The 16,853-nt window shown below is 45.7% G+C and carries 20 protein-coding genes; 10 read left to right on the top strand and 10 right to left on the bottom strand.

What is annotated here, in order from left to right; all coding sequences use genetic code 11:
• Nucleotides 1–12 precede the first annotated feature (12 nt).
• Both rph and pyrE read left to right on the top strand, forming a co-directional pair.
• Nucleotides 13–729, top strand: coding sequence for a ribonuclease PH (gene rph / locus J4N39_RS14070; RefSeq protein ID WP_252020537.1), 717 nt, complete (start codon nt 13–15; stop codon nt 727–729).
• A gap of 103 nt (nt 730–832) precedes the next feature.
• On the top strand, nt 833–1,474 hold the full coding sequence (gene pyrE, locus J4N39_RS14065; RefSeq protein WP_252020535.1) for an orotate phosphoribosyltransferase: 642 nt from the start codon (nt 833–835) through the stop codon (nt 1,472–1,474).
• A 67-nt stretch (nt 1,475–1,541) separates the two neighbouring features.
• On the opposite strand, the gene J4N39_RS14060 is transcribed toward pyrE, so the two are convergent.
• The 7 genes from J4N39_RS14060 to coaBC form a co-directional block, all read right to left on the bottom strand.
• Nucleotides 1,542–2,267 carry a glycosyltransferase family 2 protein gene (locus J4N39_RS14060; RefSeq protein ID WP_252020533.1) on the bottom strand — a complete coding sequence of 242 codons (726 nt, stop codon included), beginning with the start codon at nt 2,265–2,267 and terminating at the stop codon, nt 1,542–1,544.
• Complete coding sequence (locus J4N39_RS14055) at nt 2,264–3,853, bottom strand: aminoglycoside phosphotransferase family protein (RefSeq protein WP_252020531.1); 1,590 nt, start codon at nt 3,851–3,853, stop codon at nt 2,264–2,266. The genes J4N39_RS14060 and J4N39_RS14055 overlap by 4 nt, the downstream gene beginning before the upstream one ends.
• The gene (locus tag J4N39_RS14050) at nt 3,844–4,224 is read right to left on the bottom strand and encodes an HAD hydrolase family protein (RefSeq protein ID WP_252020529.1); all 381 of its coding nucleotides are present in this window, start codon (nt 4,222–4,224) and stop codon (nt 3,844–3,846) included. Before J4N39_RS14050 ends, J4N39_RS14055 begins: the two co-directional genes overlap by 10 nt.
• A 36-nt stretch (nt 4,225–4,260) precedes the next feature.
• The gene (gene lpxL, locus J4N39_RS14045; RefSeq protein ID WP_252020527.1) at nt 4,261–5,187 is read right to left on the bottom strand and encodes an LpxL/LpxP family Kdo(2)-lipid IV(A) lauroyl/palmitoleoyl acyltransferase; all 927 of its coding nucleotides are present in this window, start codon (nt 5,185–5,187) and stop codon (nt 4,261–4,263) included.
• Nucleotides 5,188–5,190: 3 nt separating this feature from the next.
• Nucleotides 5,191–6,018 (bottom strand): glycosyltransferase, encoded by an 828-nt coding sequence (locus tag J4N39_RS14040; RefSeq protein ID WP_252020525.1) that lies wholly within the window; start codon nt 6,016–6,018, stop codon nt 5,191–5,193.
• Nucleotides 6,018–6,608, bottom strand: a complete 591-nt coding sequence (slmA, locus tag J4N39_RS14035; RefSeq protein ID WP_252020523.1) for a nucleoid occlusion factor SlmA — start codon at nt 6,606–6,608, stop codon at nt 6,018–6,020. The genes J4N39_RS14040 and slmA overlap by 1 nt, the downstream gene beginning before the upstream one ends.
• A gap of 79 nt (nt 6,609–6,687) precedes the next feature.
• Entirely contained in the window at nt 6,688–7,902 is a 1,215-nt protein-coding gene (coaBC, locus tag J4N39_RS14030) for a bifunctional phosphopantothenoylcysteine decarboxylase/phosphopantothenate--cysteine ligase CoaBC (RefSeq protein ID WP_252020521.1), read from the bottom strand.
• A 182-nt stretch (nt 7,903–8,084) separates the two neighbouring features.
• On the opposite strand from coaBC, the gene radC reads away from it, so the two are divergent.
• The 7 genes from radC (at nt 8,085) to J4N39_RS13995 (ending at nt 13,292) form a co-directional block, all read left to right on the top strand.
• Nucleotides 8,085–8,756 (top strand): RadC family protein, encoded by a 672-nt coding sequence (radC, locus tag J4N39_RS14025; protein WP_252020519.1) that lies wholly within the window; start codon nt 8,085–8,087, stop codon nt 8,754–8,756.
• A gap of 68 nt (nt 8,757–8,824) precedes the next feature.
• Complete coding sequence (locus tag J4N39_RS14020) at nt 8,825–9,172, top strand: four helix bundle protein (protein WP_252020517.1); 348 nt, start codon at nt 8,825–8,827, stop codon at nt 9,170–9,172.
• Nucleotides 9,173–9,477: 305 nt separating this feature from the next.
• Nucleotides 9,478–9,714 carry a 50S ribosomal protein L28 gene (gene rpmB, locus J4N39_RS14015; RefSeq protein WP_004728407.1) on the top strand — a complete coding sequence of 79 codons (237 nt, stop codon included), beginning with the start codon at nt 9,478–9,480 and terminating at the stop codon, nt 9,712–9,714.
• A gap of 13 nt (nt 9,715–9,727) precedes the next feature.
• Entirely contained in the window at nt 9,728–9,895 is a 168-nt protein-coding gene (gene rpmG, locus J4N39_RS14010; protein WP_004405486.1) for a 50S ribosomal protein L33, read from the top strand.
• Nucleotides 9,896–10,011: 116 nt separating this feature from the next.
• Nucleotides 10,012–10,476: a hypothetical protein gene (locus J4N39_RS14005; protein WP_252020515.1), complete on the top strand. Its 465-nt coding sequence runs from the start codon at nt 10,012–10,014 to the stop codon at nt 10,474–10,476.
• Nucleotides 10,477–10,490: 14 nt separating this feature from the next.
• On the top strand, nt 10,491–11,300 hold the full coding sequence (gene mutM / locus J4N39_RS14000) for a bifunctional DNA-formamidopyrimidine glycosylase/DNA-(apurinic or apyrimidinic site) lyase (RefSeq protein ID WP_252020513.1): 810 nt from the start codon (nt 10,491–10,493) through the stop codon (nt 11,298–11,300).
• A gap of 9 nt (nt 11,301–11,309) precedes the next feature.
• Complete coding sequence (locus tag J4N39_RS13995; protein WP_252020511.1) at nt 11,310–13,292, top strand: LTA synthase family protein; 1,983 nt, start codon at nt 11,310–11,312, stop codon at nt 13,290–13,292.
• 67 nt (nt 13,293–13,359) lie between these two features.
• Here the strand turns inward: J4N39_RS13995 and coaD are convergent, their stop codons facing one another.
• On the bottom strand, nt 13,360–13,854 hold the full coding sequence (gene coaD, locus J4N39_RS13990) for a pantetheine-phosphate adenylyltransferase (protein ID WP_252020509.1): 495 nt from the start codon (nt 13,852–13,854) through the stop codon (nt 13,360–13,362).
• A gap of 98 nt (nt 13,855–13,952) precedes the next feature.
• Here coaD and J4N39_RS13985 point away from each other — a divergent pair, with 98 nt between their 5' ends.
• A complete protein-coding gene (locus J4N39_RS13985) occupies nt 13,953–14,981 on the top strand; it encodes a glycosyltransferase family 9 protein (RefSeq protein WP_252020507.1) in 1,029 nt (342 codons plus the stop codon).
• On the opposite strand, the gene J4N39_RS13980 is transcribed toward J4N39_RS13985, so the two are convergent.
• Entirely contained in the window at nt 14,956–15,741 is a 786-nt protein-coding gene (locus J4N39_RS13980; RefSeq protein WP_252020505.1) for a glycosyltransferase family 2 protein, read from the bottom strand. The genes J4N39_RS13985 and J4N39_RS13980 overlap by 26 nt on opposite strands.
• Nucleotides 15,742–15,778: 37 nt before the next feature.
• Nucleotides 15,779–16,846 (bottom strand): glycosyltransferase family 9 protein, encoded by a 1,068-nt coding sequence (locus J4N39_RS13975; protein ID WP_252020503.1) that lies wholly within the window; start codon nt 16,844–16,846, stop codon nt 15,779–15,781.
• Between the last annotated feature and the right edge of the window lie 7 nt (nt 16,847–16,853).

Genomic DNA, 16,853 nt, shown 5'->3' with positions numbered 1-16,853 from the left:
CAAGGACTATCTATGCGACCAAGTGAACGCAGTGCAGAACAAGTGCGCCCAATTAAAATTACCCGCAATTACACCGCTTACGCGGAAGGTTCTGTGCTAGTAGAATTTGGTAACACCAAAGTTCTTTGTAACGCTAGTGTAGAAGAAAATGTGCCACGTTGGCTAAAAGGCCAAGGCAAAGGTTGGGTAACGGCTGAATATGGCATGCTGCCACGTGCAACCCACACTCGTAACCGTCGTGAAGCGTCTAGCGGTAAGCAAGGCGGTCGTACCATGGAAATCCAACGTCTGATCGCTCGCAGCCTACGTGCAGTAGTTGACCTAGAAGCGATGGGTGAAGTGATGGTAACGGTTGACTGTGACGTTATCCAAGCGGACGGCGGTACACGTACAGCGTCTATCTCTGGTGCAAGCGTGGCAATGGCTGATGCATTCAACGGCCTAGTAGCTCAAGGCAAACTAAAAGCGAACCCGATGAAAGGCCACGTAGCAGCAGTGTCTGTTGGCATCGTTGATGGCGAAGCACTATGTGACCTTGAGTACGTTGAAGATTCAGCAGCAGAGACCGATATGAACGTCGTGATGACCGAAGATGGTCGCATGATTGAAGTTCAAGGCACTGCAGAAGGCGAACCGTTCAGCCACGAAGAACTGCTTGAGATGCTAGCACTGGCGAAGACGGGCATCTCGTCGATCGTTGAGAAGCAGAAGGCGGCGTTAGAAAATTAATTGAATGAATAGCTCCTAATAATTAGGGGCTATTTTTTTATGAGTAAGTAGGTGGTGAGAGCTACCGTTGTGCCGAAAGGCAATCAATGAAAGAGAGAAGATAATGAAACAATACCAGCGTGAATTTATTGAGTTTGCACTTGAGAAAGAAGTACTAAAGTTTGGTGAGTTTACTTTGAAATCAGGCCGTAAGAGCCCGTACTTTTTTAACGCTGGACTGTTTAACACAGGTCGTGACCTTGCACGACTAGGCCGTTTCTACGCAGCGGCGCTAGCGGACTCTGGTATCGACTTTGATGTACTGTTTGGCCCAGCATACAAAGGTATCCCAATTGCGACCACAACGGCGGTAGCACTTGCTGATCACCACGACATCGACACGCCATACTGCTTCAACCGTAAAGAGGCAAAAGATCACGGTGAAGGCGGCAACCTAGTAGGAAGCGCACTAGAAGGTCGCATCATGCTAGTGGATGACGTGATCACTGCGGGTACAGCGATTCGTGAATCAATGGAAATCATCAAAGCAAACGGCGCAGACCTTGCTGGTGTGCTGGTTGCAATCGATCGCCAGGAGAAAGGTAAAGGCGAGCTATCTGCAATCCAAGAAGTTGAACGTGACTTTGGCTGCGCTGTTATCTCTATCGTAAGCCTGACGGACCTTATCTCTTACCTAGAAGAGAAAGGTGATAGTGCTGAGCACCTAGAAGCGGTGAAAGCATATCGTGCCAACTACGGTATTTAGTACTAAAGTGTTCTGAACGAACTTATGCTTGAATTGATTTGGCCACCTCATAAGGTGGCCAAATTTTTTATTGCTGATCTAAAAGAGCTTGGTACTCATCAGGAACGCCACAGAAAATGACCTCTGCTCGATCAATGAGGTGATAATGGACGTGATGACCTTTTTCAATCAGGTGATTGTATAGAGGCGCAACATAAAGCTCCCCTTTTTCCCACTGCTCCTGTGGCAATGCCAGGTAGTGGTTGTAGGCTGCCCAATAGTCTGAAATGTCCCCAAAGTGATATAACCCGGTGCAACACAAGTCGGAAATCGCTCTTTTTTCAGCGGTTTCAATAGCTCGTGTTGAGTTTGGACTTTGTGGTTTGACAAATGACCAGTTAGAACCGCTGCCTTTAAATACCTCTAGATAGCCGCCTTCTAGCTTTTCTTTGGTTGGGAACTCAAAGCCAGGTCTGAAGGTGTCGATATTAAAAATCGTTAAAGCACCCTGATAAGGTGAGGCGAGCTCGATTCCTTTGGCGACTGTCTCTGCCTGCCCACGAGTTTCTTCATCTAACGTGATAACTTCAAAGTCTTTAATTGACAGCAAACGACACTGTTTTTCAACAAAGGCGGGAGTGTCATAGACATCTCGTACAATAAAGACAAATCTCTCACTATCGAAGTATTGTTGGAAACTTTCGACGGCGTGAGCAAACACTGTTTTGCCACCAAGTGGCAGCATATATTTAGGGATATCATAGCCCGCTTTGAAGAAGCGAGAACTTAGTCCAGCCATAGGGATGACGATCATGAGGTCAATCCTTTTAGTTGATGGTATAAACGGAAAGCATTGGCAAACAGCGCTTGTTGGCGTTTTTTGTCATCACTGTGCAGCGGCAACATAGATAAAAACAGCTGAATTTGCATGGCTAATAATTCGGCTTCAGAGAGTGCGAACTCTTTTGCGACCATATCGATAAACATGGTTTGGATAGCTTGATGAGTTGGGCTTTCAAAAATTTGAAAACGAATATTGTGCTCATCGATGGTCACGTCGCACTGGCCCGCGATAATCCAATCGTACATGCCTAATATCGAGTGGCTAAGCTTGGCAATATCGTAGCGAATGTCCCCATAGATACTTAACTCGCCACTCGGAGTGATGCCTCTTGGATCGATAGTTTTTATCTTATTCGCTCGAAAATCATAAAGGATATTACTGAAACAAAAATCCCCATGCATGACTGAGTTGTGTTGTAGCGAATGATTAGGAAGATGTTGCTCGCTCTTCGCCATTACCTGTTTTAGGGTGGCTGCTGGTAACTCATTGAACTGCCATTGCTGGTCCAGCGTAAACCCCTTGTTTAAAGTGTATTCTTGGATTCTCTCTGCTGTTTTGACCTGCATGAGTTGCTCAAAAACACTTTGCTTGGCTGGCGCTGGTGCTTGCTCATTTTGACAAGCTTTCAGAAACTCTAAACACTTGCTGAGAATTTGCTTCCAAATATTTTTGGGTAAAGCACTAAATACATACAATTCGTTGAGGGCAGTAAGGTGCAGGTACTCTAAACGATAACTGGTCGTTTCATCTGTTTTCGTGGCACCCAAAAATTGTGGAGTGTATTGACGAATTGAATACGGAATTGCTTCAAACCAATGCGCTTCTGCGGTGATTTTTTGATTCTTAGAAGACGACTTTTCAATCCAGTTGGCATTAATGGTCAAACTGTTAAATGCTCTTTGAGTCGTAAAGTTGGCTTTAGAACGGTAGTAAGTGTTTACATGGCCAAAATCTAACCAGCAATCGGATTTTATGGTTTTGAGTCCATGAGTTTGATGGTAGTCGTTTAACCCTTCAAGAAAGCTCCATTTACTGCGAGTGACACTACGAACTAACTGCTTGGCATCGGTAAAACAAAAATAGCCATTTACTACGTGGCTTAACTCTGAATCTATTTGATTTTCAGTATCTTGTAGCCAGTGGTTGCTATCTTCAGTCACAATAGACCAGTTATAGCTTTCCTGTACGCTGGAGATGGATACCACATCTTCGCCATGTGGCAGTTCAGTAAATAACGTGTCTCCAAATAAGATGCAGAGACTGGTGTCTAGGTTGTGTTGGCAAAGATTGATGGCTGCTACTAGTGATGCACCTAAGCTCAGTGCGTCAGGAATAGGGACGATGGTGACATCATTGGCTGCTAGCCAATGCTGGTCGGTCGGTGAGATCTCGTAGCTCTCAGGAACCGTTAGAAAAACCGCTTTATTGTTAGGAGCAAATTTTACCTGGTGCTCAAACAACCTACGGTTACCTAGAGGCAGAAAGCTCGGAGGGATTTTACCAAATTCAGACTGAAGCTCTTGATCGATATAGGCCCCCGACATGATCAGGAACATGGGTTCTCCTTAGCCAGCATTGCTTGGATCTCGTCATAAGACATGCTCGCAAATTCTGATGGCCTGACCGCTTTGTCATCGATGTAAAAACCTTCATGCCCACACCAAGGCTTTCCGACTAAAACTTCATCGTAAGGAACCTTATGCTTGTCTAACCACTGCGTAATGATAGGTAAGGTATGAAGGTTTATTTTCCCAACATTACCCTCATAAGTGCGCATATTTCGAGCCGTTGAAATAGTAATAGTATAGCCAGACGCTTGATACTCTCTTAGCTTCTCTATCACCTCAAGCTTTGGTGAAACTAAGGTGTAGTCTTTGGAGTCGAGGTTAGTCAAAGTACCGTCTAAATCTACAATTAATCTTTTCATCGAAACATTCTTTTATTGAAGTGGGAATACGTTCAGTTACTGGTATAAGTGGCCGCGAGGGCTACCATCATGCATGGTTTTAAAACGGCGGTGCATCCACATGTATTGGTCGATACCACGTACGATGACTTTTTCTAACGCTTTATTCATTACCGTGGCCGCACCTTCAGGGTCCTTACGAGGGAAGTCTGCGCTTAAGTCATTATCGATCTCTAAAGTATAGTGGTTACCACTACGCACGCTTGAAGCCGTGATGACGGCGCATTTACCCATGTCGACTAAAAAGCCAGTGCCGGAAGGGCTACATGCATTCTCGTAGGCAAAGAAAGGCACAAAAACGGAATTGCCGCTGCCATAGTCTTGGTCAGGTAGGTACCAAAGGCGACCACCATTTCTAAGGATTTTTACCATACCACGAGTGTCTCGGCGGTCGATCATTTGATTACCAAAACGGGTTCGTCCCCAATTTTGAATGAAATCGACGGCTTTATTTTCGTGAGGGCGATAGACGCCATAACCCGGCGCAAACAAGCTGAAAGCGCGAGCGGTGATTTCCAAGTTAAGCATGTGAGTACAAACGACCAGAACGCCTTTACCTTGTGCTTCTAAATCGAGCATGTGCTGGTGGTTTTTGTTTTGGATTAATCGCTTGAATCGCCACGTTGGCCAGAACCAAGCAATCCCCGTTTCAATCAAGCCCAAGCCTGCATTTTTATGGACCTCATCGGAGATGCGCTGCTTTTCTTCTTCTGGCATTTCGGGGAAGCAGATTTCGAGGTTACGACGGATGATTTTCGCTCGACGCTTTATCAGTGGAGCAATGGCTTTTCCGAGACCTCGGCCAAGCTTCTTGAGCACGGGGTAGGGCAAAACAGTCACTATCAGTGCCAGTAGGCCAAAGCCAAACCATACTGCCCAGAACTTCGGGTGAAGTAATGAAGGGCTTTTAGCATTGTCACTCATGATTTAGCTACCATCCTTTAGTTTAACAAGACCGTTTTTGCAGTAGTAGTAAGGAGAGGTGGCTTTGTGCGCTGCGAGCTCATCAGTCGTCATGCCATCTTTTACTTCGATACGTTGCGGGTTAGAGCGAGTTGGGTGCCACAGGTGGTATTGCAAAGCCCGCATACGCAGCGATACAAATTCAATGCCACCAAGTTTTTCCAAGCGGTTCTCTAAATCCGTCTCTTCAGCACCGTAAGAGGTAAAATCTTCATCAAACCCGTTCACTTTCTCTAATACAGCACGGCTGATGCCTATGCTGTGTCCAGTAATGCCGCGACGAGGACGTTTTATTACTGACGTTGGGAAGTAGATGCCATCTTCCTTACGGCTAGATCGACTTAGTAAGATGTTGATTAGTGACAATGGTTTATCTTGATTGATAACCTCTTGAGTCAAGCCTTCACTAAGGTTTACTCGTCGACCATATAAACAGATGTTTTCACGGTGAGCGGAGATGTACTCATGCATATATTGTGGGTGCAATACGCAATCGCCATCAATAAAAACCAGTAACTCACCACTCGCTAGCTTTACCCCATTGTTGATGCATTTTGCACGCTGAAACCCATTATCTGGTTGTGAGGCGTGTTTTAGTGGCATTGGCAATTTCTGCTGCCATCTTTTCACAAATTCGACAGTTTCTTGATCGTCGGCGTCTTCTGCAATAATGACCTCAAAATCTTGGGTCGATTGCTTGGCAATGGATTTCATCACTTGCTCAAGAAAATCCACTCGTTTGTAGTGAGTAATGATCAAGCTTGCTTTGATGTTGGTCGTGCTCATAGTCATTATTGAATCTGCGCACTTAATAGCGCCCAGTATTCCTCAAAGTTGGCGGTCGGTTGATACTTAAAGTCTGAACGTACAAATCGGTTTAGGCTTCCTTCTACTTGGCCCAATAGTTGAGCGGCTAGGATGCTCTCATCGACGGGGAAAGATTTTCCTTCGCGGATTTTGCGTTCACGCAGGATCTGGCGCAATTGTGTTTCGATACGCTCGAACAGTTGGTTGATGCGATCGCGCAGACGTTCGTTTTCAAACATTAAAGCATGACCCGATAAAATGCGGGTAAGGCCTGGGTTGCGCTCGGAGAATACAAGGATCAGTTGCAGCACTAGACGAATACGATTCAAGGTATCTTTTTCATCGTCGAGAATACGGTTGATGCGCGACATCAGTGCATCTTCAATAAACTCGATCAAGCCTTCAAACATGCGTGCTTTGCTTGGAAAGTGTCGGTAAAGCGCCGCTTCAGAGACGCCGACTTGTTTGGCCAGTTTTGCTGTCGTAATTCGAGATGCCCCATCAGCTGACTCAAGCATGTGAGCGAGAGCTTGGAGAATTTCTTCACGGCGATTAGATTTTTTTGGCCCTGCCATCGGTTGTAATTCCTGTTCTTAGGCGTCAAATTTGGACTCAGCATTTTAACTTGAGTCCATTCGAGTTACTAGGTCAATTCTAGTTAGCTGGCTCTAGAAATTGGTGACAGATCTGTTGGATAAGCTGTTTACCTAACTCAGATTTTGATGTCAGCGGTAGGGCTTGGTCGCCATCTTTCCAGTATAGGTGCAGGCTGTTATTAGCACTGTTAAATCCTTGGCCGGCGACTGATACGTCGTTGGCACAGATAAGGTCAAGATTTTTGCGTGCAAGCTTACTCTTAGCATAAGCGGCGACATCTTGAGTTTCCGCTGCAAAACCAACGGTCAATGGACGATTGCTTTCAAGTGCTGCCACCGAGGCGATAATGTCTGGGTTTTTTACCATTTCTACGCTGATCTGATCGTTATCCGATGTCTTTTTAATTTTCTGCTCGGCAACATTGGCTGGACGATAATCAGCTACAGCTGCGCATCCAATAAACAGGTCGGCACTTGGTGCTTGTTCCATCGCAGCCTGGTGCATTTGCTCAGCACTTTCGACATCAATACGCTTCACATTGGTTGGTGTTGCTAAGCTGACTGGACCGCTGATTAAGGTTACATCAGCACCTTGCTCTGCCGCCGCTTGCGCAATAGCAAAGCCCATTTTGCCAGAGCTGTGGTTGCTGATATAGCGTACTGGGTCAATCGCTTCACGAGTTGGGCCTGCGGTGATCACCACTTTTTTACCCAGCATGGCTTTTGGTCCGAGAAATTCTTCGCAATGGTGTACTAGTTGCATTGGCTCTAGCATGCGGCCAAGGCCAACGTCTCCACAAGCCTGCTCGCCAGCGGCGGGTCCCCAGATATTGAATTGGCGACGTTTAAGGGTGGCTAAGTTCTCTTGGGTTGCGACATTGGAATACATTTGCTGGTTCATCGCCGGCGCAATAGCCACGGGTGAATCTGTTGCCAGTACTAATGTTGATAGCAGGTCATTGCCCATACCCGCAGCAATTCGTGCAATTAGGTCGGCCGTTGCTGGTGCAAGCAGCACCAAGTCAGCCCACTTGGCAAGCTCGATATGACCCATAGACGCCTCTGCTGCTGGGTCGAATAAGTCGTCGGAGACTGGATGCCCGCTCACCGCTTGCATTGTTAGCGGTGTAATAAATTCTTTGGCTGATTTGGTCATTACCACGCGCACTTCAGCGCCTCGTTCGCTCAAACGTCTGGTTAGTTCAGCACATTTATATGCTGCAATCCCGCCACTGATGCCTAAAAGGATCTTCTTGCCCGCTAAAGTTTGCATGGAATTCTCTCAATCTTTCATTTTGATCCGGCTACTTTATCACAAATAAAACTGGGGTGAATAAAGTGGGAGGGAGTGTTAGATCGTTCGCAAGATAAGGTTGGTCGGCTTGAGGGTTTGGTTGTAGGGGGCAGGCTAACCTCGGGAAACGGGAAACGGGAAACGGGAAACGGGAAAAGAATATGAAGGATCTACTGCCTAAGGACTCTATGCCTCGGGAGAAGTTGTTATCTCATGGGGCGGAGTCTTTGACGGATGCCGAGCTACTGGCGATTTTCTTGCGCACGGGCACACAAGGGATGAATGTCTTGGAGCTTTCCGATTATCTGATCAAAGATTTTGGTTCACTTCGCTGCTTATTCTCTGCCTCAGAGCAGGAGTTCTGCCAGCACAAAGGGTTAGGTCAGGCCAAATACGTTCAGTTACAAGCGGTGTTAGAAATGACTCGTCGATATTTGGCTGAAACGTTAAAAAGAGGAGAAGCACTGACAAGCCCTCAACATACCAAGCTATTTCTCTCCTGCTTATTAAGAGACAGAACTCGGGAAGCCTTCTTAGTATTGTTTCTAGATAACCAACACCGAGTCATCTGCGACGAGATCATGTTTGAAGGCACCATAGATGCCGCCAGCGTTTATCCAAGAGAAGTAATAAAGAGGGCGCTTTACCACAACGCCGCCGCACTTATCCTCGCCCATAACCACCCCTCCGGCGTCGCCGAGCCCAGCCAAGCCGACCGACGAATCACCCGAAGACTAGAAGACGCCGCTGCTCTGGTTGATATCAGGGTGCTCGATCACTTTGTTGTTGGGGATGGGGAAGTGGTGTCGTTTGTGGAGAGGGGGTGGATATGATTTCGGTAAACGGTAAACGGTAAACGGTAAACGGTAAACGGTAAACGGTAAACGTGGCGGTGATATTTATGTTATTTGAAAGGTTGGATGTTTGGCAGTTAGCCATGGAGTTGGCAGAAGAGGTTTATCGGGAAACGGAATGTTCCAAGGACTTTGGTTTTAAAGACCAAATTCGTCGTTCTGCTATTTCGATCCCGTCAAATATTGCGGAAGGTATAGAAAGAGGGAGCGACCGAGACACGATTAGGTTCCTATATTTTGCAAAAGGTTCGTCAGGAGAGCTTTTAACCCAGGCAATTCTTGGGAATCGAATTGGTGTTTTGGGGCCAATAACGTCAGATAAAATTTGTGGAAAATGCTATCGAATCAACAAAATGCTAGTAAAGTTAATCAAATATCGAAGTGGGGAAATCTAGCACCGTTTACCGCTTTGCCCTAGGCCGTTTCCCGACTACAAAAAAAACACTTAGCTTTTTCTTGAATTCTGGTATGATTCGTCCACATTTTTTAACTTCATCAGCTCTTGTTCAAAAAAAGATCACGAAATCCTGTAAAAAGGATCTGTTCGGGTCTTGAGCAATGCACATCAAGTTAGTATAATACGCGACCTTTGATAGCCTTGTATGGATTTTCCATAACGGTTTTAAACCTCTTATATTAAGCTTGAGAGGTTCTGCCACCAAGGTTGATATCGAGCTGAAACGATTTGGAGAAGACATTCATGTCCCGAGTATGCCAAGTAACTGGTAAGCGTCCAGTAACGGGTAACAACCGTTCACACGCACGAAATGCTACTAAGCGTCGTTTTCTGCCGAACCTACAAACTCATCGTTTCTGGGTAGAGAGCGAAAAACGTTTTGTTAAACTACGTCTAACTGCTAAAGGCATGCGTATCATCGACAAGAAAGGCATTGATGCTGTACTTGTTGATATCCGTGCACGTGGCGAAAACGTTTAAGAGGAATTGAGCAATGGCTAAAGGCATTCGTGAGAAAATTCGTCTAGTATCTTCTGCAGGTACTGGTCACTTCTACACAACTGACAAGAACAAGCGCAACATGCCGGGCAAGTTCGAGATCAAGAAATTTGATCCAGTTGTACGCAAGCACGTGATGTACAAAGAAGCTAAAATCAAGTAATTGATTAGCTGCTCTGTATTATAAAAACCCAGCTTTTTGGCTGGGTTTTTTTATGTCTGGAATTCGGCGATACTAACGGCTAACGGCTAACGGCTAACGGTTACGGAGATACATGGATGAAGTTGACTAAGCGTGGTTGGAACAATGTGCTGATCTTTGCGATCTTGATCTACATCGTGATGATCAATGCGCCTAAGTTGATCCAAGAGCATTTTATGAGTGAGCCTGCGTTGCCTACGGTGCTTAATAGTAGTTGGAGTCCAACCGCTTTGCATTTTGCCAATTGGTCTTTAGAGGTGAATGATGGCCAATGGCAGTCTAGCCAGGTGCTGGGTATTTCTGCGGTGGATGCCTCGAACCGTTGGCTAATGCTTGAAGGCACGTTAGTTGATGAGGCCACTGTTGATAGTCTAGAGCCTAACTTAGGTGCCCCTCGCAGTATTGAGGTCTGGTATAAAGAGCAAGAAGAGCCTCAGCGAGTCACTTATTATCAGACCCCGAATTTTTGGCTGTTTAAGAATTGGCAGCAAGAGTGGGTCGCTGTTTCCGTGGATAAGTCCTACTTGTTCCCATTTAATTAGCGTTGGAGTTATAGATGCCAGAGTTACCTGAAGTCGAAGTGAGTCGTCTTGGGATCACGCCCCATCTTCAAGGGCATACCATACAATCGATCACCGTGCGTCAACCCAAATTGCGTTGGGCAGTGCCAGCTGAATTACAAAAACTGGTAGGTGAAAAGATCTTAGGTATATCTCGCCGGGCTAAGTATCTATTGATAGAAACCGAAAAAGGCAGCGCCATTGTACATTTAGGAATGTCAGGCAGCCTGAGAGTTCTGGATGCATTTATTGAACCTAACAAACACGACCATGTTGACCTTGTGCTGAGCAATGGCAAAGTACTTCGTTACAATGATCCAAGACGTTTTGGCGCTTGGTTATATCAAGCGCCGCAAGCTGACCATCAGGTATTCGCCACCCTAGGTCCAGAACCGTTGACCGATGAATTTTGCGCAGCGACCTTGATTGATAAAGCCAAAAACAAGCGAGTGGCGATTAAGCAGTTGATCATGGATAACAAAGTTGTGGTCGGGGTTGGCAATATCTATGCAAATGAAGCTCTGTTTAGCTCTGGTATTCACCCACAAACTCCTGCGGGTAAAGTTACGGACTCCCAACTCTCAGCTCTTACTGACGAGATTAAAAAAGTACTGTCAAAAGCGATTGAGCAAGGTGGTACGACTCTAAAAGATTTCAATCAAGCCGATGGCAAGCCGGGGTATTTCGCTCAGGAACTCTTAGTTTACGGTAGAGCGGGAGAGCCGTGCTTGGTTTGTCATGATACAATTCAAGAAGCCAAAGTTGGTCAAAGAAACACCTTCTTTTGTAGTACCTGTCAGAAGTAATCAAAACCTATGAATTTTCAACACAATTTTCGAACTCTAAATCGATTGATCTGGAGTATGGTGCTGATTGGCACCGTGGCGATGTTGGTCAGCCGCACAATATTCTTCTTCAATGTGATTGATTGGTCTCAGCTGCCTGGTCGAGAAGTTGATGTGTGGCGAACCTTTTTTATCGGTAGTCGCTTTGATATTAAAATTATGACCATTGCCTATGCGCCACTGTTTTTGCTTGGACTCTTGATAGCAAGTTTTGATAGCTGGTTTAAAAAATGGATAGCATTTAGCTACTTTTACAACTGGGTCATTATGATACTGGTAGTCGGGTTCTCCATCGGGAACTATTACTACTACGTTACTTACGGTACTTACATGGATATGTTTGTATTTGGCCTGTTTGATGATGATACCAAAGCGGTACTGATCAACATTTGGGAAGATTACCCAGTTATGTGGGGTGTTTTGGCATTAGTTGTGTTGTCAACGTTGCTGAATAAAGTTTATGGATTGATTTTATCACGAGTGGGAAGTTGGCATTACCGTCCAAGCCACTGGTTAAAAACAACAGCTATCGTGATGATTATTATCACTATCTATTTTGGTTTTGCTCGTGGTTCTTTTGGGACTTTCCCTCTGCGCCGCCTACATGCGAACGTGTCTGATTATGTTGTTTTGAACATGATTACGCCCAACCCGTTTATTGCCCTAAGCTGGGCAAGTGGTGACTACAAGCGCCAGGCGAAACTTACGCCTATCACAGATCAAGAATATCACCAGATCATGACCGAAAACCTAGGTCAGCCAACCCCTGTTTATACTACAGCAGATAACACTTACTTGGCGCAGCATAAGCCAAATGTGGTAGTGGCTTTGATGGAAAGCATGGGCACTAACGTTTTGCTTGAAGACAAAATGCCAGAAAATGATCTGCTTGGTGCATTGCGCCAGCCATTTGAAGAAGACTTTGTCTATAAGCGTTTTGTCGCTGAAACGACGGGTACGGTGAACTCGTTGGTTGCAATGCTGTTTTACAGTAGCACTGCTACTATTAGTCACGCTGAATATCAGCGCACTAAGTTGCCACTAAGTGCCATCAAGCCGTATCAAGACAATGGCTATGAGACGACTTTTATCATGAGTGCGAATGGAATGTGGCGCAATCTTGCTAACTACATGCCATTACAAGGCTTTGATCGATTCATTGATGAAAACATCTTGATGCGTGAGTATCCAGAGTCAGCGAGCTACACAGGTGTTTGGGGGGTTCCTGATGAGTTTGCGTTTAAATACGCGCAGAAGATCTTGGATGAGTCGGATAAGCCGCAATTAATTTACATTTTGTCGGCAACTAACCACCCACCATTCGAGGTGCCTAAGCATTACAAAGCAAAGCCATTTAAAGAAAGTGAGCGTTTGAAAAAGCTAACAGGCCCGCTTTCGGCAACTAATCCATTGATGCTGCAAACCTATCAGTATTCTAATAATGCGCTAGGGGAGTTCATCGCAGATGTTAAAGCCTCGCCGTATGGTGACAATACCCTGATTGCTGCCACAGGTGATCATCGTATGCGCTACCTTGACGCTAACCAAGCAGAAGACTTCGCCATGACTCATGGTGTGCCTTTCTACTTGTATGTGCCTAAGCCAATTCTAGAGCAGGTCGATTATCAATATGACCCAATGCGGATTGGATCGCACCGAGATGTGTTCCCAACCCTGTTCCAGTACAGCTTGTCGGATACGGATTACATCTCTCTTGGTGGAGAAAACTTATTGAGCCCTGAAGGTGTTGCTAACGTGGGCATTCATCGTGCAAGGGTGATCACTGAACAAGGCGGATTTGATTTGAGCCGTAAGTCAGTACTTTACCCTTGGCTAGAAGATAACTATCACAACAGTTCTGTTACTGAGCAAAATCAATATTTAGATGCTGCTGATAGTTATATCAAGTTGCAAAAAGTATTTACTCGTTGGCAAGTTCAGAATGGTGAGTAACAGATAGAAAAATGGCGTCGATGAAGACGCCATTTTTGTCTTTGTAGTTGAACAGAGTGGGTGGGTATTATACCCGCGCCTTGCTTTTTAGAGCCTCGGAAACCACGTCAGGTACAAACTGCGCCACATCCCCACCGTGAATCGCCACTTCTCTCACTATGGTTGAAGAGATAAAAGCATGCTCTTCTGCTGGGGTTAGAAATACACTCTCAAGACCTGGCAGCAATCTTCGGTACATATTGGTCAAACCAAACTCATACTCAAAGTCGACCGTGGTTCTTAGCCCACGAATCAAGACATTTGCTTCTTCATCTCGCGCAAAATCGACCATCAGACCAGTGAAGCCTTTAGCGGAAACGTTGCTTAAGTGAGAAGTCACTTGGTCAACAAACGCTACTCGTTCGTCTAGGGTAAACATGGTGTTTTTACTTGGGCTAGCGGCGATGGCGACAATTACTTGATCAAACATAGATGCCGCACGTTCAATTAAGTCCAAGTGGCCGTTAGTGATAGGGTCAAAGGTGCCCGGATAAATGACTCGAGATACTTGTTTATGTGACACGATAAGCGACTCTTTTAATTGATTAACTATCGATAATGATAACAAACATCTAAGGAATTTCGTTATCATAGCCGCAGACAAAGTTTCAGGAAGGCGACATGAAAAAGATTTTAGTGATCCGTAACGACAAAATTGGCGACTTTATGTTGGCGTGGCCAAGTTTTGCAATGCTAAAGCAGTCGCTTCCTCAATGTGAGATCACCGCGTTAGTGCCAACTTATACCAAAGCGCTCGCAGAACTTTGCCCATGGATCGACAAGGTAATCGTGGATTGCGGAAAAAAAGCTGACCAAGCGCAAAAGCAGGCTTTAGCTGCGCAGTTGAAACAAGTTAATTTTGATGCTTCGATTAATCTCTTCTCGACGACTTATAACGCTTTACTGGTATGGAAGGCGGGCATCAAGTATCGCTTGGCCCCTGCAACCAAGCTTGCGCAGATTTTTTATAACAAGCGTATCAAGCAAAAGCGCTCTCAATCGGCGAAACCCGAGTTTGAATACAACCTAGACTTGATACGAGCTTTCTTGACCGACAATGATATCGAAATTGTTGAGCCAACTGCGCCGTACCTGACCTTCTCAGATCAGCAACTGAGTGATCAGCGCCAAAAGCTTTCTAAGCAGTTAGATATTCACCCTGAAAAAAACTGGCTGTTTGTGCATGCGGGTAGTGGTGGTAGTGCCAATAACTTATCCACAAAGCAGTATGCGAAACTCATCCAAGGCATTTCGCACGAACAAGAAGTGATCCTCACCGCAGGGCCAGGAGAAGAGGCGATTGCCGTGGAGTTACAAGCACTACTTGCTAAAAAACAGCTCAGTGCTGTGGTATATAGCAAAAATGATGGGCTGGTGGACTTTGCTCGCTCAATCGCTTGCGCTCAGTGTTTTGTTGCGGGATCAACAGGGCCACTACATATCGCAGCGGCAATTGATGTTCCTACGGTAGGTTTTTTTCCTAGTAAGCGCTCAGCGACGCCATTGCGTTGGTTGCCAATTAACTCGAAGGGCAACCACATTGCTTTCTGCCCACCCAAACAAGGTGGGAAGGCAGAGCAGGAGGATATGTCTAAAGTGGATATTACGCAGTGTATCTCGCAGATTAATTCTTGGTGGGAAAAGGCTTAGTCTCGGTTTTGACCCAAAGGTCGGCATATTTGACGAAAGTGGAATGTGCCGAGAGCAGGGACAGCAAAAAGCCCTGTTTTCCATCCAAAAAACCCGCTTTCAAAACATACATTTTGATAAAGCAGGCAAGGGCATGCACTATGCCTTGGCTAATGCTGGCTTTCTTACCACGTTTTTCTCTTTGTTCTGCCCAAGCTTTTGCGTATCCGGCAGACTTCACCAGGTAGTGGTGAATGTCGTTGTAGGTATAGTGGATCGCATCGCCTTTGAGGGTTTCGACCTTCATGTCAGCCGTCACTTCGACACGTTCATGCACTAATGCATCAGTATATTGGGTCAATTTGGTTGGATAGAGTCGCAATACTCGATCAGGATACCAACCACAGTGACGAATGAATCGACCAAACACCCAACTTAAGCGGGCAAATTGATACACAGTGTCTGGTTTATTTTGTGCGACCGCCGCTTGCACGCTCGCTTTGAGCTCTGGGGTGATACGCTCATCTGCATCGAGCCATAGTACGTAGTCAGCACTCACATAGGATTGGGCTATTCTTCTTTGTGGGCCAAAGCCAGGCCACTCTTGGTTGACATAGAACTTGTCAGTGAACTGACGAGCAACGGCTTCAGTATCATCACTGCTTCCTGAGTCTAAAACCACAATTTCATCGACCCAGTCGGCTACTGTTTCCAAGCACTCCTTGAGGTGTTTAGATTCATTTTTGACGATCAGGGCGACCGCTATGCTAGGTTTAGTCACGAAAGAGCCTTAAATTTTCTTGAGATGAAGTAAGAGTTTACTTTGAGAGCAATGAAAAATCAGCCACTGCTTTATCAAACATCGCAATGACACTTTTTGAGGTGATGAGTGACATAGCGTGTTTATCTTTAATTCGGGTGCGCCAATTAACCTCTTGAGGGGTCTGTTTGCATTGCTGCCACAGTGCTTCTTGGTACGCAGATACCACGTATTCCAGATAGCGATATGGCCCCGTTCGTTGTGGGTTATGGTGTGCATATAAACCGATGACGGGTGTACCTAAGGCATTGGCGATATGGGTTGGTCCAGTGTCTGGGGCAATCACCAAATCTCCAAGTTTAAGTAGCGCTGTTAATTGTCCTAAAGAGCTTTTACCAACGAGATTGTGTACGCCTGTTTCGAGTTTAGATTCGATGCTGTTGGCCAGATCTAGCTCAACTTGCGCTGGGCTACCCGCTAAAACAACGTTCCACCCTTGAGCGATGGCATGTTTGATAACGTCTACATAGCCATCGGCATACCAATTTTTGTAAGCCTTACTTGCTCCTGGAACGACAATAAGATTGCGCTTATCTTGTGAAAGTCGCTGCTGGGCCCACTCTTGCTCGGAACTGGTCGTCGGCAGTGTCCAACTCGGTTCTTCAGGTGGAATACCTAACTGGTGCACAAAGGCAAGTAGGCCATCGAGTACGTGTGGGCTTTGTGGAGAAGGTACTTTTACATTAGTAAATAACGTCTGAAAATCTCGGCTTCGCTTAGCATCAAACCCCAGTTTGTGGGTCGCTTTAATGCCCAGCGTGGCTAGGTTGGCACGAAACGCATATTGCATGTGCAGTAGGGCATCAAAATGATGATGACTTAGCTGTTTCCACAGCGCCTTGTATGCTTTGAGACCGCCTTTCTTATCAAAAACAACCAGCTCAATTCCAGTCACGTTTTCTAAAAGCTTGGCTTCTAGCGCACCCGTTACCCAGGTAATTTGGGTTTGTGGCCAATGTGCTTGGATGGCTTGCACTGCGGCTAGGGTATTGCACACGTCACCGATGGCAGATAAACGAAGAATGCAAATTGATTTTGGTGCATGATTGAAAAGTGGGCTTGGCAATTGAGAG

The sequence above is a fragment of the Vibrio sp. SCSIO 43136 genome (genome assembly GCF_023716565.1).
GTDB lineage: Bacteria > Pseudomonadota > Gammaproteobacteria > Enterobacterales > Vibrionaceae > Vibrio.
This window is presented reverse-complemented; position numbering and strand designations above follow the sequence as displayed.

Excerpts from the sequence above, each read along its gene's own strand:
- rph (WP_252020537.1), top strand. The coding sequence starts at position 13 with ATGCGACCAAGTGAACGCAGTGCAGAACAAGTGCGCCCAATTAAAATT.
- pyrE (WP_252020535.1), top strand. The coding sequence starts at position 833 with ATGAAACAATACCAGCGTGAATTTATTGAGTTTGCACTTGAGAAAGAA.
- J4N39_RS14060 (WP_252020533.1), bottom strand. The coding sequence starts at position 2,267 with ATGATCGTCATCCCTATGGCTGGACTAAGTTCTCGCTTCTTCAAAGCG.
- J4N39_RS14055 (WP_252020531.1), bottom strand. The coding sequence starts at position 3,853 with ATGTTCCTGATCATGTCGGGGGCCTATATCGATCAAGAGCTTCAGTCT.
- J4N39_RS14050 (WP_252020529.1), bottom strand. The coding sequence starts at position 4,224 with ATGAAAAGATTAATTGTAGATTTAGACGGTACTTTGACTAACCTCGAC.
- lpxL (WP_252020527.1), bottom strand. The coding sequence starts at position 5,187 with ATGAGTGACAATGCTAAAAGCCCTTCATTACTTCACCCGAAGTTCTGG.
- J4N39_RS14040 (WP_252020525.1), bottom strand. The coding sequence starts at position 6,018 with ATGACTATGAGCACGACCAACATCAAAGCAAGCTTGATCATTACTCAC.
- slmA (WP_252020523.1), bottom strand. The coding sequence starts at position 6,608 with ATGGCAGGGCCAAAAAAATCTAATCGCCGTGAAGAAATTCTCCAAGCT.
- coaBC (WP_252020521.1), bottom strand. The coding sequence starts at position 7,902 with ATGCAAACTTTAGCGGGCAAGAAGATCCTTTTAGGCATCAGTGGCGGG.
- radC (WP_252020519.1), top strand. The coding sequence starts at position 8,085 with ATGAAGGATCTACTGCCTAAGGACTCTATGCCTCGGGAGAAGTTGTTA.
- J4N39_RS14020 (WP_252020517.1), top strand. The coding sequence starts at position 8,825 with ATGTTATTTGAAAGGTTGGATGTTTGGCAGTTAGCCATGGAGTTGGCA.
- rpmB (WP_004728407.1), top strand. The coding sequence starts at position 9,478 with ATGTCCCGAGTATGCCAAGTAACTGGTAAGCGTCCAGTAACGGGTAAC.
- rpmG (WP_004405486.1), top strand. The coding sequence starts at position 9,728 with ATGGCTAAAGGCATTCGTGAGAAAATTCGTCTAGTATCTTCTGCAGGT.
- J4N39_RS14005 (WP_252020515.1), top strand. The coding sequence starts at position 10,012 with ATGAAGTTGACTAAGCGTGGTTGGAACAATGTGCTGATCTTTGCGATC.
- mutM (WP_252020513.1), top strand. The coding sequence starts at position 10,491 with ATGCCAGAGTTACCTGAAGTCGAAGTGAGTCGTCTTGGGATCACGCCC.
- J4N39_RS13995 (WP_252020511.1), top strand. The coding sequence starts at position 11,310 with ATGAATTTTCAACACAATTTTCGAACTCTAAATCGATTGATCTGGAGT.
- J4N39_RS13985 (WP_252020507.1), top strand. The coding sequence starts at position 13,953 with ATGAAAAAGATTTTAGTGATCCGTAACGACAAAATTGGCGACTTTATG.